A 15,483-nucleotide genomic window follows, 5' to 3' on the forward strand; every position below is an offset into this window, starting at 1 on the left:
CGTTATACGTTGAGTATCTTATCTAAAAACCGTTTTACTATTACATCGGCTCTGCCTTACGCTAATGGCCCCTTACACATTGGACACCTTGCTGGAGCTTATGTTCCCGCTGATATTTTTGTGCGTTTCTTACGGTTGAACCAAAAGGATGTGGTGTTTGTTTGTGGTTCGGATGAACATGGCGCCGCTATTACTATCAAAGCAAAGAAAGAAGGCGTAACACCACGAGAAATTATTGATAAGTACAATCAGCAAATTAAAGAGAGCTTTGCCCAATTTGGTATCGGTTTCGATATATATCACCGCACTTCGGAAAAGGTGCATCACGAGCTGTCGCAGGAATTTTTTATGAACCTTTATGAAAAAGGGGAATTTATAGAAAAGTTTTCCGAGCAGTATTATGATGAAGAATATCATCAATTCTTAGCTGATCGCTATATTGTGGGTACATGTCCGCATTGCCATAATGAGGGAGCTTATGGTGACCAATGTGAAAAATGTGGTACTTCGTTGAACCCGACAGACCTCATAAATCCTAAATCGACCTTGAGCGGGAAAACACCCGTATTGAGAGAGACCAAGCATTGGTATCTTCCGTTGGATAAATATCAACCTTGGTTGGAAAAATGGTTGATCGAGGGAAAAAAAGGTGTGCTAAAACCGAATGTTTTGGGACAATGTCAATCTTGGTTAAAATCCGGCTTGCAGCCACGTTCTATGACGCGTGATTTAGATTGGGGAGTGGATGTTCCGCTCGAGGAAGCAAAAGGTAAAAAATTATATGTTTGGCTGGATGCTCCTATTGGATATATTTCTGCTACAAAGCAATGGGCGCTTGATCATGATCAAGATTGGGAAAAATATTGGAAGAAACAAGCCAATCCCGGAGATGATTCAACCTTGATTCACTTTATTGGAAAAGATAACATTGTATTTCATTGTATTACTTTTCCGGCAATATTGCATGCGCATGGCGAATATATATTGCCTGAAAATGTTCCGGCAAACGAGTTCTTAAACTTGGAAGGAGATAAATTATCAACATCTAGAAACCATGCCGTCTGGTTGCATGAGTATCTATTGGAATTTCCGGATAAACAAGATGAGCTACGTTATGTGCTCACATCTATTTTGCCGGAAACATCGGATAGTGAATTTACATGGAAAGATTTTCAAGCACGTGTGAACAACGAGCTGGTTGCCATTTTAGGTAACTTTGTGAACCGGGTAATGGTACTTTCTCATAAATATTTTGAAGGGCTAGTCTCTTTAGGAGAAGCTTTATCTGATAGCGATCAAGTCGTATTGGATGAATTGGCTAGCTACCCGCAACTCATTAACCAGTCCATTGCGCAATATCGCTTCCGAGAAGCATTGAGCCATTTTATGAATGCGGCGCGTTTGGGTAATAAATACCTCGCCGATGAAGAGCCGTGGAAGGTATTCAAAGAAAATCCCGAGCGCGTGAAAACAGTCCTCTATGTGGCTTCGCAGATTGTTGCCAATCTGGCCGTATTAGCACAGCCGTTTCTTCCGAAAACGGCTGGCAAGTTATTTGCGATGTTAGATTTGGCACCCCAAGACTGGGCGTATGCAGGGCAGCAAAATCTTATTGTCGCAGGGCATGTACTCGGTAAAGCACAATTGCTATTCGAAAAGATTAGCGATGAGCAAGTAGATTTTCAATTGCAGAAACTGCAGGAAGCTAAAACCAAGAATGCAGCGGCTGCTGTCCAGGTTGAACCGTCAAAAGCAAATATTAGCTATGATGACTTCCTAAAAATGGATATTCGTGTGGGAACCATATTGGAAGCAGAGAAAGTTGCTAAAACGAAGAAACTGTTGAAGCTGAAAATCGACACGGGTATCGATCAGCGAACAGTGGTTTCCGGAATCGCCGAATTTTTTAACCCAGAAGACATTCTTGGTAAGCAGGTATCTATTCTAGTGAATTTGGAACCAAGGGTTATCAAAGGCATTGCATCGCAGGGGATGATTTTAATGGCTGAAGATTCGGATGGCAGATTGGATTTTGTGAACCCGACTTCAACGATTAAAACGGGTAGTTCCGTAAGGTAGTTTAGAAATAAAAAAGCCAACAGCAAAAAATACGAACGAAGGAACAACCCAACCCAATTCATAAGCAAAGAAGGGAATATGGTTTAACCAGGTCAATGTATCCGCGTTGAGCATATCGAATATCTTCAATACGTTTAATAATGCGATGATGGTAGAGGCGATCAATGCAGCAACATATGGTAGTTTGGATTTGACAGACCGCCCAAATATAACGATATATAAAACCAAGGTGATGACAATAGGATAGACGAAAGCCAATGGCGGATAGGCGAATTGGATAATGTTGTCTACGCCGGTGACGGCCAAGATTCCGGAGAGGATACAAGAAGCCGTTACTAATAGTTTATAGCTTAGCCTACCTTTAGTCAGTTTGTTAAAGAAGGCGCCTACGGCGGTGGTCAACGCAATTGCAGTAGTTAGGCAAGCCAATGCGATACTGATAGCAATAGCCAGTGTTCCGTACTTTCCGAGAATACTGTTTGAGATATGGATAAGGAGGGCCGAGCGGCTGATGTGGGTGTTTTGAATATCGGAAGTAGCGCCCAGATAAATTAAACCACCATAAATAAAGAATAGGCAAGTTGCAGCCAATGCTCCCGATGCGATGACGACCTTGTTTTTTGTAGTGATACTTTCGTAGCCTTTGGCTTTGGTTGCGGAGATAATAATACCCGCAAATATAACGGATGCCAATACATCAAGCGTTTGATAGCCTTCAATAAACCCAAGTGTAAACGAATCTGACGTGGAAAGGATACCGGTTTGCGGGGCAGTAATTGGATTTGCGATACCCATGCCAATCAAAATAACAAGGACTAGGAGTAAAAATGGTGTTAGAACATTTCCAACCAAATCCACAACCTTAGACGGAACAATCGAAAACAACCAGGTAACGGCAAAGAAGAAAATAGATGTCCACACGGGGTTGCTGTCTGGGAAAGACGGAAGTATCCCTATTTCAAATGTAGTCGCTGCGGTTCGTGGAAGAGCAATCAACGGACCGATACAAATCATGATAACAGATCCGAGGATAGCGGCAAGGTTCTTATTGATACGATGACCTAAGTCGTTAAAATCATCGCCGGAATTGGTGACGGATAAAATACCGAGAAAAGGAAGTAAGATACCGGTAAGTCCAAATGCCAAGATCGTTATCCAAACATGATCGCCTATTTGCAGACCGATAAAAGGAGGTAATAATAAATTCCCCGCTCCAAAGAACATGGCAAATAAGGCAAAACCGATGGTGGTAATATCTCGTAACTTTCTCAAAATAATATCTTAATTAATAACGTTAAAATAATAATTCAATCAGTTGTCTCGCTTCTTTTACATCGTGCACGCGGAGCAATTGCACGCCTTTCGTTAGTAATAATGTGTTTAATGCAATGGTGCCCGTCAGCGCCTCATTGGGGGTAATGCCAAGCTTTTTGTATATCATTGATTTGCGGGAGATCCCTCCTAATATAGGCAAACCGAAGTAGTGCAGTTCATCGACCCGACGTAAGAGTTCATGATTTTGGTCAACCGTTTTGGCAAATCCGAAACCTGGATCAAGGATAATATCCTTAACACCTAGCGCACGTAATGTTGAAATACTTTCGCCTAATGACGTTGCCACATCGACGACAATATCATCATAATCCGTTAGTGTTTGCATCGTTTCCGGGGTGCCGCGCATATGCATCAAAATATACGGAACCTGTAATCGGGCTACTGTAGTAAACATATTCTTGTCGAGTGTACCACCCGAAATATCGTTGATAATGTGTACACCAGCTTCTACACATGCTTCCGCAACATCAGCACGAAAAGTATCAATAGATAGGATAAGGTGAGGATGTTTTCGGACCAATTCCCGGATAACTGGTACAGCTCTATTTATTTCCTCTTGAGGAGATATGGGAGACGCGCCTGGACGGGAAGAATAAGCACCGATATCGATGATATCCGCTCCCTCTATAATAAGCTGCTCAGCCCGTGCCAAAGCTTGTTCGGCACTATTATGTTTTCCGCCGTCGTAAAAAGAGTCCGGTGTTACATTGAGGATGCCGATGATGAGCGGTTTCTCAAATGTTATTAGCCGTCCATTGGCGTTAATAGATTGGGTAGGTGTCACTTTCGTAAAAAATCAAATTTACCACTAGGATCCAGCTTCATTACGGTTGAAGATTTACCATCTCCTTTTTCATGCTGTCCGTACTCCACAATGTAATCCACTCTTGTCTTGATATGTTCGGAAATATCTTCGAAACAGGAAGGGGAGACTTCGCCACTGATATTTGCAGAGGTAGACACAATGGGCTTACGAAATCGTTGGAGCAACTGTTCGCAGAAAGGATGACGGACAATCCGGATGCCGATGCTACCATCGGGCGCTACAACATTTAACGCTAGATTTTTGGCATTCGAATACACAATGGTTAGAGGTTTCTCCGTATATTCTATCAATTCATATGCCACCTCCGGTATGTCATTGACGTAACTAGCAAGTTGATTATCATTGTGCAGGAGCACAATCAGGCTTTTATCTTGCTCGCGCCCTTTCAATGCGAAGACTTTTTCTACAGCTTCGGGATTAGTAGCGTCGCATCCTATCCCCCAAATGGTATCCGTAGGATAAAGAATAAGCCCTCCGTTTTTCAACGTTTCAAGGGCTTTATTCAAATCTTCTCTATGTACAGCGGTATGCATCATCAAACAGCCACATTGTGTTCACGTAATGCGTCGTTTAAAGAAGTCTTCTTGTCTGTTGATTCTTTACGCTGACCGATAATCAAGGCACAGGGTACTTGGTATTCGCCAGCGGCAAACTTCTTGGTGTAAGAACCTGGGATAACGACAGAACGTGCAGGAACATAACCTTTGTATTCCACTGGTTCAGATCCAGATACGTCAATGATTTTCGTTGACGCCGTCAATACAACATTTGCACCTAAAACCGCTTCCGTTTCAACGCGGATACCCTCTACCACAATGGCTCGAGAACCTACAAACACATTATCTTCAATGATAACAGGTGCTGCTTGGACAGGCTCTAAAACTCCGCCAATGCCTACACCACCACTTAGATGGACGTTTTTACCGATTTGAGCACAAGAACCTACGGTAGCCCATGTGTCGACCATCGTACCTTCGTCCACGTAAGCACCGATGTTCACGTAAGAAGGCATCATAATAACACCTTTTGACAGGTAAGCACCGTAACGCGCACTTGCTCCTGGCACAACACGTACCCCAAGTGCTTTATAATTCGTTTTCAGTTCCATTTTATCATAGTAAACAAAAGGGTTGTTGTGGACTTCTTTCATCTCCTGAATGGGGAAATAAAGAATAACCGCTTTTTTTATCCAATCATTTACATGCCAGCGGCTACCAATCGGCTCCGCTACACGGATTTCGCCTTTGTCGAGCTTGTCAATCACTACTTTGACCGCCTCATAATGCTCTTTATATTCTAATAATTGCCTGTTTTCCCAAGCGTCTTCAATTAATTTTTGCAGTTTGTGTATATCCATTTTTACTTATAATGTTATGAAATGACAAGGTCATCTACAAACTTAAAAAAAATCCTTAAGTTAAAGAAGGAACAATACAATTGCACTACCCCTCATTAACCTATGACGTCCATCCGGAATTTTGACAACTGTAGAAATCTTCCCCTTGCACCTTCCCTCCCTGTCAAAAATCCGAAGGACGAGCTTTTATGAACAAATGTTTATTTTGGTGTTCATGAGCTCCCGTTGGTCGGTTTGCTTCTTTTTCGCAGGGAAAAAGAAGATAAAAAAACCTTATTTTTGCTGTATGGCAGCAACGGAAAAACTACGAATAGATAAATACTTGTGGGCAATTCGTATATTCAAGACGAGAAGCCTGGCCACGGAAGCATGTAAAGCTGGGCGCGTGAAGCTGAATGGACAGAATGTAAAGCCCTCTTATATAGTGAAAGTAGGAGAAACATATGCCGTCCAAAAAGGCATTGAACGTAAGGTGATTCTCGTGACCGGTTTATTGGAAAGACGTGTAGATGCCAAAACGGCGGTACAGTTTTATGAAGACCGGACACCAGTGGAAGAAACGTATGCTTATAAATCTACCTTTCATGCTCCGGTACTGAAACGTGATCGCGGTACGGGACGACCTACAAAAAAAGACCGCCGTGAGATAGACGATTTAAAATCGGATTGGTGGGAAGATGAGAAAAGTTAAAGCCCTGTTTTCTATTTTATTTTCCTGTTGGTTCTGCTGTTCAGTACAGGCTCATGTGGATTCAATGCAAAGAGAATTGGGACAGGTACTTCGAACCAGTGAACGATTCGAGCAGCATAAACTGCGAAAAATAGAAGGGATAAAGAGCAGTTTAAGGCGTAACCAAACAATAGAAAAACGAGAGGATCTTCTGTTTCAAATTATTCAGGAATACCGTAAGTATCAGATTGATTCGGCCATTAGCTATACACAACAATATAGAGATATTGCGGAGCGGTTAAAAGATCCAGAACGGATTAACCAAGCCTCCATTTTACTAGCACGTTTATTGTCTTCCGCGGGTAAATTTATCGAATCAGGGAACCTGCTGCGACAAATCAAACGAGACAGCTTGTCTGCAGCACTATTACCCGATTATTTTGACGCTTTTTTAGCGTTTAACAGCCATTATGGACAAAGCAGCAATACGGAACGCTATTTCACGCAAAGTGAAATTTATCGAGATTCGCTATTGACCGTTTTAGATTCATCATCACTGGATTATAATATTGCATTAGCGACAAAACACCTCTTTCATAATGAGGCAGAAAAAGCTAAGGAAATATTATTACAGTTGCTTCGACAAACGACCGATAATCAACCCGAACGGGCTGTAATTGCCTATCTTATGGGTATCATATATAAAAATGAAGGCGATATAGAAAAGCAGCTCTATTATTTTTCCATTTCAGCGATAACGGATATCAAGCAGGTGGTGAAAGACAATGCTTCGTTGCAAAGCCTAGCGTTATGCTATTACGAAGTGGGTGATATAGATAAGGCTTTTACATTTATTCAGAAAGCCATTGATGATGCGGTGTTTTCTAATGTGCGCTACCGAACACTGGAAAACTCTTCTTTCTACTCTATTATTAACGCTTCTTTTCAGGAAAAGGAAGCGGAACAAAAGCGCGTGTTAAGAGAAAATTTAATGGTGATCAGCTTATTGACACTGCTGCTTGTAATAGCACTGTTTATACTCTTTAAACAGATTCAAAAATTGAAGGCGACCCGTGCAGATTTGCACGAAGCAAATCAAGCACTGCTACGTCTGAACGAGGAGCTGCGACAAGTCAATACTGACTTGTCCGAAGCCAACCACATCAAAGAGGAATACATTACCCAGTTTTTCGATATCTGCTCGAGTTATATTGACAAGATTGAAGAGCAGCGTGCAACAGTTCGAAAGAAATTCGCGCAAGGAAAATTAGACGACATTAGTAAAATGTTAAAATCACAAGATGTGGTAAAGCATGAATTGGAAGACTTATACCGTAATTTTGATGTTATTTTCCTCAATCTTTATCCATCCTTTATCGACGATTTCAATAAGCTGTTGCGACCAGAAGAACGTATGAACCTGGACAACAACGAACTCAATACCGAGCTACGTATCTTTGCCTTAATTCGTCTCGGCATAGCAGACTCAGCCAAAATAGCGTCCTTTCTTCGGTATTCGCTACGAACGGTATATAATTACCGAGTAAAAGTTCGTAATAAAGTGGCTGGTTCTAAAGACGAATTTGAAGATAAAATTCGGGATATTGGCACCATTCGCTCTTTTTAATGCTTTCCCTATTTACTTTTTAGCTCCATTTGTTTTTGTTAAGTTATTGGATTTTAGTGTCTTGTGTTTTAATGTCGTTACTTTTACACCGGAGTTGTGTTTTAACCGTTGTATTTTCGTGCTGACCGTCGTTAACTTTGTTTGATCTCCTTCGGGAGAATGAGCTTTACAGTTATAATCCAATAAACAAAGATTAACAAACCTATGGTATTTTCTAAGAAAATGATGCGTCTATTCATTCTATTCCTTGTCATATTGATGGGAGGAGGATCACTCTTTGGACAGACGATTACAACATTACGGGGAACAGTAAAAGATGGACAGACACAAGAACCAATTGTGGGTGCCACTGTCTCCGTATCGGGTACATCTACCAGTACATCGACCTCCAAAGATGGAGCGTTTACGCTGTCCAATATCTCCTCAGGCGCGACCTTAGTCGTTTCTTACATCGGCTACGAGATGAGAACGGTTATCGCAAATGAATCTTTTATAGAGATCTTGTTACAACAGAGCAGTTCCACACTGGAAGATGTGGTCGTTATCGGCTACGGTTCAGTGAGACGGAAAGATATTACCACAGCCATTTCGAGTGTTTCGTTAGAAGACTTGAACGAACGTCCGGTCGTATCGGCCGGACAGGCTATCCAAGGTAAGGCAGCAGGTGTATCTGTCATTCAGCCGAATGGTGCTCCCGGCGGGGAAACGTCTATCCGCATACGGGGTACAACCTCTTTTAATGCCAGTAATTCACCATTGTATGTAGTGGATGGAGTACCCGTGGAGAATATGAGCTTTCTCTCACCGAATGATATTGCTGATATACAAATTCTAAAAGATGCCTCTTCGGCAGCTATTTATGGCTCGCGGGCGGCTAATGGAGTCATATTGGTTACCACCAAACAGGGTAGAGCAGGCGATGCCAAGATAGCCTTGAATACACAACTGACGCGGAACAACGTTATCAGCAAGATAGAATCGCTGAATGCCGCACAATATAAAGATTTGCAGGATGAAATCGGTATTGTGCATGTGCCGGCGGGGCTTCAGGATAAAACAGATTGGTTTGATGAAACTTTTCAAAACGGTCTGATGCAAAATTACCAGCTATCTATTTCGGATGGCAATGAGAAACTCCGATATATGCTTTCGGGTGGTATGTTGGATGAAGCCGGTGTGATCAAATCATCTTTTTTTCGTCGTTATAATATCCGGGCGAGTATAGAGAATAATGTACGCGACTGGCTGAAAATCAATGCCAATATCTCGTATTCAGACAAGAATATAAATGGTATCAACACCGGTAATGGGGCCAATCGCGGAGGCGTGGTGCTGTCTGTTATCAATACGCCGAGCTATGCTGAAATCTGGGATCTAGACAATCCGGCGCAATATTATACGGATTTTTATGGCGTGAATATAACCAGTCCGTTGGAGAATATCGCCCGGACAAAAAATAACAATGGCCGGGAAAATTGGCTGATCGCGTCGGGAAGTGCTACGCTGACTTTCACGCCGGAGTTGAACTTCAAAACCATGCTATCTATCGACCGCAGGAATGGATTGACGACGACTTTCCTGGATCCGATATCTACCTCTTGGGGGCGCAATCAATATGGCGAAGCATCGGATAATCGTAATGTCAATACGGTGCTGACTTTTGATAACGTATTGAATTTCAGTAAGCAATATAGCAAGCACGGCATCGATTTGATGGGCGGAACATCTTGGACAACATCGGATTACCGGAATAGCTGGATCCATGGTTCGCATTTTCGGAATAATCTCATCGAGACGTTGAATGCGGCAAATAAAATCGCTTGGGGAAATGACCCCAACAGTGGTACCGGGTCGGGTGGTTCGCAGTGGGCGATCATGTCACTATTTGGGCGGGTGGCTTATAATTTTGATGGAAAGTATCTGGTTACGGCCAATCTGCGCGCAGACGGTTCTTCCAAATTGCATCCGGATTACCGTTGGGGAGTATTTCCATCGGTATCCGCAGCCTGGCGACTATCATCAGAAGATTTTCTCTCGGATGTTAGCTGGATTAATGATTTGAAAATCCGCGGTGGTTGGGGTGAAACCGGAAACCAATCGGGACTGGGAGATTACTCCTACCTACAGACCTATAATATAACGCGGGTGTCTTGGTTTACAACCGGACAGGAGAACGCGTTACCGGTGATAAGTGCAGCAAATCTGCGAACCCGTGATTTGCGTTGGGAAACTACTGCGCAAACCAATGTAGGGGTGGATTTCACCGCTTTTGCCAACCGGTTGACGGTAAACCTAGATTATTATTACAAAAAAACAAGAGATGTGCTGATGTATGCTACGGTGCCGAGTGGTGCGCGGGATGTAGGGGCTATCCGACGGAATGAGGGCGCGATAACCAACAAAGGGGTGGACGTGAACCTAAGCAGCAAGAATATGGTGAACAATTTCAAATGGTCGACGGATTTCAATATTTCGTTCAACCGTAATCATTTGGATAAATTGGAACTGCAAAAGATATACTATACGGCAACTACTTCTGATTTTATCAATGATTATGCGGTGCGCAACGAACCCGGACGTGCTCTAGGCGGTTTCTTCGGCTATATCAGCGATGGTGTAAACCCAGAAACTGGCGAACTGATATACCGGGATTTGAACGATGACGAAAGAATTTCTTCGTCTGATAGGACATATATCGGTGATCCGAATCCTGATTTTACCTTCGGTCTCACGAATAGTTTTTCATACAAAGGCTTTAATCTGAGTGTATTCCTGCAAGGTTCTTACGGGAACGATATTTTCAATGCTTCGCGTATGGAAACCGAAGGGATGTACGATGGTAAAAACCAGTCGGTGCGTGTGTTGGACCGCTGGCGTGTACCGGGACAAGAAACGGTTATTCCTAAGGCAGGTTTTGACCTGAAAAATTCCACCTATTTTGTTGAAGACGGCAGTTTCCTCCGGGTAAAGAATATTGCACTCTCTTATGATGTGAAAAGCGGAGCGCTGAGCCGTATGGGTATCAACCGTATGCAGCCTTTTGCATCGGTGAACAATATACTCACCTTCACCAAATACCTGGGTTTCGATCCCGAAGTGAATCAGTGGGGTAATTCCGGTGCTGTACAGGGAATAGATTGGGGAACTTATCCACAGAACAGATCTTTTGTGGTTGGCGTAAATGTAGAGTTTTAATTCGTAAATCTGATGAACATGAAAAGATATAGAACGATAGGCAACAGTATACTCTTGTTGGTGATACTGATTTGGACGCAATCTTGCTCGCTGATACGGGATCCGTTGGATGCTTATTCGGATGTAACCGAAGGCGTGAACGAAGCAGGTGAATACGTAGCGTTTCGTGATAAAGCTGCGGTGGTCAGCCACCTGCAACTGGTGTATAACCAGATTCGTGACCGACAGGAACACTGGTATCTGGATTATTTGCTGATAGGCGACGCACATGCCGATAATGCTTATGCCGGAACGACCGGTGCAGAGGTATTGCCCTTTGAGAATAATGCCATTGATGGTTCCAACAGCGTGTTGGCAAGGGATTGGGATCGTTTCATGGAGGATGTAGGACGTGCTAATCGTCTTATTGTTTACATTGATTCTGTGGATGATACATCGCTAACCAGTACTGAGCGCAGACAATACAAAGCAGAAGCGAAGATATTCCGGGCGATGATCTATTTCGATATGGTACGCCTATGGGGAGATGTGCCGGTGATCACAACGGTGGCTAAAGATATTACTTCCGAGAATATTGAAGAGGTATACCCAACATATTTCCCAGAACAGAATACGGAGGATGAGGTATATCAGCAAATTGAAAAAGACCTCTTGGAGGCGATTCCGGATGCGCCGGCCAATAACACAGGTGACAAGACAAAATTTAGTAAGTCGGTTGCCCGTGCATTATTAGCTAAAATATATGCGGAGAAACCGTTACGCGACTACAATAAGGTAATTCAGTATGCCGATGAACTCGCTGCTGATGGTTTCGCACTGGAAGAAGATTTTACCAATCTGTTTGGGATGAACGCGGATCAGACCGATGTCAAGAAGCGTAATACCATAGAATCTATACTTGAAGGGCAGTTTTTCTCCGGTAACGGCAACTGGGCTACCTGGATGTTCGGGAGAAATTTGATAAACTACAATGAAAATTTTACTTGGGCAAAATGGGTTACGCCTTCGCGCGATTTGATCAGTGCTTTTCAGAGAGAAGGCGACGATATACGTTTCAGCGAATCGGTAGTGTATTATCAAACGACTTGGAGCAACTATTATCCGGCAAATAATTATCCATTTATGTATAAACTGCGTTCTGCAGTGAACAGTATCATTAAATACCGCTATGCGGATATTTTGCTCCTGAAAGCGGAAGCGCTGATTATGAAAGATAGTCCTGATCTGAATGCGGCGGCCAATATCATCAATCAAGTACGTGCAAGGGTCGGGTTAAGTGCGCTTTCATCTACTGTTCGTGGCAACCGCACATCTATGTTGGAGGCGTTGTTGACAGAAAGACGGCTGGAACTTGCTTTTGAGGGACAGCGCTGGTATGATTTAAGGCGTTTAGGCAAGATTGAAGAAGTGATGAACAGTCTTTATGCCAAAGATTCAGGCAGAAGAGCACAGGTATATCCATTCAACGAGTACTCCTATCGTATGCCGATCCCACAAAGTATGCTGGATCAAAATCCGAATTTAAAACAGAATTTAGGCTATTAATAAAAAAATAAAATGAAGAAATTCAAGAAGAAAATAATATTAGGTAATCTGTTAAGTTTGATGGTGATGGCGTGTGGGTCGAGCACCAAAAATGATGTGACACCGGATCTGCCGGGACCAACTTCGGGCGATGTAACCGTATATATAACGACAGCAGCGCGTACACAAGAGTTTAGAAAAACCTATGTGGATTTCGGTTCCGATGTAAATATGTCGCCACGCACTATCTTGCTGAACGAGCATGTAAAATATCAGACGATGGACGGCTTCGGTGCTGCCATAACCGGTTCGACAGCGTATAACCTGTTGAAAATGGCTCAGGCTGACCGGACGAAATTTCTGAAAGAGACGTTCGATGTCAATGAGGGTATGGGACAAAGCTATATCCGTATCGCGATCGGCTGTTCAGATTTTTCCATGAGTGAATATACCTTGGCCGACCAATCAGGTATTGAGAATTTTGCTTTGCAGGAAGAAGAAAAGAAATATGTTATTCCGATTCTGAAAGAAATTCTCGTTATTAATCCGGGTATCAAAATCATGGGATCGCCTTGGACACCCCCCAAGTGGATGAAAGTAAATAACCTAACGGATTTGGCACCACACGATTCGTGGACAGGAGGTCATTTGAATCCTACATATTATCAAGACTACGCCACATATTTTGTGAAGTGGATTCAGGCTATGAAAGCGGAAGGCATTGAAATTTATTCCATCACACCACAAAATGAACCATTGAACCCCTTAAACTCGGCTTCCATGTTGATGTATTGGGACGAGCAACGTGATTTTGTTCGCGATGCACTCGGCCCCAAGCTTCAACAAGCAGGAATCACAGCAAAAATCTATGCTTATGACCATAACTATAACTACGATAATATCAGTAGTCAGGAAGATTACCCAGCTAAGATTTACGAAGATGCAGCCGCCGCCGCTTATTTTGCCGGATCAGCCTATCATAATTATGGAGGCGATAAAGCGGAATTGTTGGATATACATAACAAAGCGCCTGAAAAAGAGCTGGTATTCACGGAGACATCGATCGGTACTTGGAATACAGGTCAAAATCTTGGCAAACGTCTTCTGGAAGACATGAAGGAAGTCGCATTGGGTACGGTCAACAACTGGTGTCGGGGCGTTATTGTCTGGAATTTGATGTTAGATTCAGAGCGGGGTCCGAACCGAGACGGAGGTTGTCAAACGTGCTTCGGTGCAGTAGATATCAGCTCTGCAGACTATAAAACGATAAAGAAAAATTCGCATTATTTTATTATAGGGCACCTCTCATCGGTGGTAAAGCCTGGAGCAGTGCGCATCGGAACAGAAGGTTTTGCGGAGGATGGGGTTGTGCTGGCAGCTTTCAAGAATCTGGACAACAGCTATGCGGTGGTGTTACTCAATGAGAACACAGCGGATACACGTATTACCTTTTCGGATGGAACAAACTATTTTGGAGCAGAAATTCCGGCACAGTCGGTGGTTTCATATACTTGGAAATAATGAACACGATAAAGAAATATATAGGTTTTTTTCTATGCTTGGTTGCAGTGGCCGCCTGTAAAGAGGACTATGAGTATCCTCTCGGTGGCGGAAACCCGATTGTGGAGCTGAACGACGTGCCCACAACAGCCCTTTTTGGCGATAGCATCCCTTTCAATGTGCATGTATCGGATGATGGACATGCCTTATCTACACTGAAAGCACAATTGTATTTCAGTGGCGATCTGGTGTCAGAAACGGTTATCCGTACGAAGGAATACGGTAATTATAATGGTAAAATTTATGTGCCATTCTTAAAAAATATTCCGGATGGAACGGCACAACTGCAATTTGTGTTGGAAAATGTCGGGATGGTGAAAAACGAGCAGCAGAAAGATCTAGCACTTTCCCGTCCGGACTTTCCCTACTTGACCTTAGTGGATTCGGATGGAGTGGAATATCGGATGGAGAAAGAATCCCAATATCATTACAGCGCGACAGGTAATTTTCCACAAGCGCTTAGCGCACGTATAAAATCTCCAAAAGTAGGAGAGAACGGTAATGAGCTGATTTTCGGAAAATCTGTTGATAATCAAATAATCGTGGGCGAAACGTCCGATTTTATCAATTTTTCTGGTACGGAAATGGCTTATGAAGTTACATTCAATGTCTTGACATATGAACACGCGCCTTTGGTGGAAATGACTTTCGATGGGGAGGATATGCTCGCGCTGGATGCGAATAGTTACTATGTTCAAAAGACGTTGACGCAGGGGCAAACTGTTCAGGTTACAGGTGTTGAGCTAGCCGAATGGTGGGTCGATCCGGATTATTTCATAAAAGGAACGGATGATGGTTTGACGTTCTTACCGATGAGTGGAGAATATCGTGTGGTTGCCGACACGGAATCGAAATCGTTTGCTGTTATCCGCATGGAAGGCGAAAATGAAGCAGTGCTTGGTGATGATGGGCATGGTGCGCTTTGGCTGATGGGTTGGGGTGTAGGTTCCCCTTCATTGGATTCACAATTTGGCTGGAATCCGGGAGCGGCATATTGTGTGTCTGAAATTTCATCTAAAAAGTATCAATTTACCGGTATTGCCGGGCCCGAGCAGGGTTCTTCGTTCGGACAACGTTTTCGAACTGATTATTTAGATTTTAAATTTTTCTTCCAGAATGATTGGGGAGGTGAGTTCAGCAGTCTGACCTTAGCAGCCGGCTCGGAAAACTTGATAAAATTAACCAGTAGCTGGAATATCGGGCTTGCAGATGGTGTGACACTGGAGGAAGGCGCCAAGTATGTACTTACGGTCGATTTAACAGGAGGAAACGATAATGGGGTAGTTTCTTTTGAGAAACGTTAACGTCCT

Annotated in this window: 11 protein-coding genes; 7 read left to right on the forward strand and 4 right to left on the reverse strand. The window is 43.1% G+C overall.

The window, feature by feature from the left end; genetic code table 11:
• Window positions 1–9: 9 nt before the first annotated feature.
• A complete protein-coding gene (gene metG / locus FXV77_RS02380) occupies window positions 10–2,079 on the forward strand; it encodes a methionine--tRNA ligase (protein WP_148917612.1) in 2,070 nt (689 codons plus the stop codon).
• On the opposite strand, the gene brnQ is transcribed toward metG, so the two are convergent.
• Genes brnQ through FXV77_RS02400 form a run of 4 tightly spaced genes read right to left on the reverse strand, consistent with a single transcriptional unit; the run spans window position 2,047 to window position 5,597 of the window.
• Window positions 2,047–3,351: a branched-chain amino acid transport system II carrier protein gene (gene brnQ, locus FXV77_RS02385; protein WP_222867685.1), complete on the reverse strand. Its 1,305-nt coding sequence runs from the start codon at window positions 3,349–3,351 to the stop codon at window positions 2,047–2,049. The genes metG and brnQ overlap by 33 nt on opposite strands.
• A gap of 22 nt (window positions 3,352–3,373) precedes the next feature.
• Window positions 3,374–4,198 (reverse strand): dihydropteroate synthase, encoded by an 825-nt coding sequence (gene folP, locus FXV77_RS02390; RefSeq protein ID WP_148917614.1) that lies wholly within the window; start codon window positions 4,196–4,198, stop codon window positions 3,374–3,376.
• Complete coding sequence (locus FXV77_RS02395; protein ID WP_246162170.1) at window positions 4,195–4,776, reverse strand: L-threonylcarbamoyladenylate synthase; 582 nt, start codon at window positions 4,774–4,776, stop codon at window positions 4,195–4,197. Before FXV77_RS02395 ends, folP begins: the two co-directional genes overlap by 4 nt.
• Window positions 4,776–5,597 carry a 2,3,4,5-tetrahydropyridine-2,6-dicarboxylate N-succinyltransferase gene (locus tag FXV77_RS02400; protein WP_148917615.1) on the reverse strand — a complete coding sequence of 274 codons (822 nt, stop codon included), beginning with the start codon at window positions 5,595–5,597 and terminating at the stop codon, window positions 4,776–4,778. The genes FXV77_RS02395 and FXV77_RS02400 overlap by 1 nt, the downstream gene beginning before the upstream one ends.
• A 286-nt stretch (window positions 5,598–5,883) precedes the next feature.
• Here FXV77_RS02400 and FXV77_RS02405 point away from each other — a divergent pair, with 286 nt between their 5' ends.
• The 6 genes from FXV77_RS02405 (at window position 5,884) to FXV77_RS02430 (ending at window position 15,477) form a co-directional block, all read left to right on the forward strand.
• On the forward strand, window positions 5,884–6,288 hold the full coding sequence (locus FXV77_RS02405) for an RNA-binding S4 domain-containing protein (protein ID WP_148917616.1): 405 nt from the start codon (window positions 5,884–5,886) through the stop codon (window positions 6,286–6,288).
• 64 nt (window positions 6,289–6,352) lie between these two features.
• Window positions 6,353–7,894, forward strand: coding sequence for a DUF6377 domain-containing protein (locus FXV77_RS02410; RefSeq protein WP_148917617.1), 1,542 nt, complete (start codon window positions 6,353–6,355; stop codon window positions 7,892–7,894).
• 222 nt (window positions 7,895–8,116) lie between these two features.
• Window positions 8,117–11,089, forward strand: coding sequence for a SusC/RagA family TonB-linked outer membrane protein (locus tag FXV77_RS02415; RefSeq protein ID WP_246162172.1), 2,973 nt, complete (start codon window positions 8,117–8,119; stop codon window positions 11,087–11,089).
• An 18-nt stretch (window positions 11,090–11,107) separates the two neighbouring features.
• On the forward strand, window positions 11,108–12,634 hold the full coding sequence (locus tag FXV77_RS02420; RefSeq protein WP_148917618.1) for a RagB/SusD family nutrient uptake outer membrane protein: 1,527 nt from the start codon (window positions 11,108–11,110) through the stop codon (window positions 12,632–12,634).
• Window positions 12,635–12,646: 12 nt separating this feature from the next.
• On the forward strand, window positions 12,647–14,134 hold the full coding sequence (locus FXV77_RS02425) for a glycoside hydrolase family 30 protein (RefSeq protein WP_148917619.1): 1,488 nt from the start codon (window positions 12,647–12,649) through the stop codon (window positions 14,132–14,134).
• Window positions 14,134–15,477, forward strand: coding sequence for a DUF5125 domain-containing protein (locus tag FXV77_RS02430; RefSeq protein ID WP_148917620.1), 1,344 nt, complete (start codon window positions 14,134–14,136; stop codon window positions 15,475–15,477). The genes FXV77_RS02425 and FXV77_RS02430 overlap by 1 nt, the downstream gene beginning before the upstream one ends.
• Window positions 15,478–15,483 lie beyond the last annotated feature (6 nt).

The sequence above is a fragment of the Sphingobacterium phlebotomi genome, assembly GCF_008180195.1.
GTDB classification, from domain to species: Bacteria; Bacteroidota; Bacteroidia; order Sphingobacteriales; family Sphingobacteriaceae; genus Sphingobacterium; species Sphingobacterium phlebotomi.

Bases quoted from the DNA above. Each gene is read 5' to 3' on its own strand.
- FXV77_RS02395 (WP_246162170.1), bottom strand. From the start codon at position 4,776: ATGATGCATACCGCTGTACATAGAGAAGATTTGAATAAAGCCCTTGAA.
- FXV77_RS02400 (WP_148917615.1), bottom strand. From the start codon at position 5,597: ATGGATATACACAAACTGCAAAAATTAATTGAAGACGCTTGGGAAAAC.
- FXV77_RS02405 (WP_148917616.1), top strand. From the start codon at position 5,884: ATGGCAGCAACGGAAAAACTACGAATAGATAAATACTTGTGGGCAATT.
- FXV77_RS02410 (WP_148917617.1), top strand. From the start codon at position 6,353: ATGCAAAGAGAATTGGGACAGGTACTTCGAACCAGTGAACGATTCGAG.
- FXV77_RS02415 (WP_246162172.1), top strand. From the start codon at position 8,117: ATGATGCGTCTATTCATTCTATTCCTTGTCATATTGATGGGAGGAGGA.
- FXV77_RS02420 (WP_148917618.1), top strand. From the start codon at position 11,108: ATGAAAAGATATAGAACGATAGGCAACAGTATACTCTTGTTGGTGATA.
- FXV77_RS02425 (WP_148917619.1), top strand. From the start codon at position 12,647: ATGAAGAAATTCAAGAAGAAAATAATATTAGGTAATCTGTTAAGTTTG.
- FXV77_RS02430 (WP_148917620.1), top strand. From the start codon at position 14,134: ATGAACACGATAAAGAAATATATAGGTTTTTTTCTATGCTTGGTTGCA.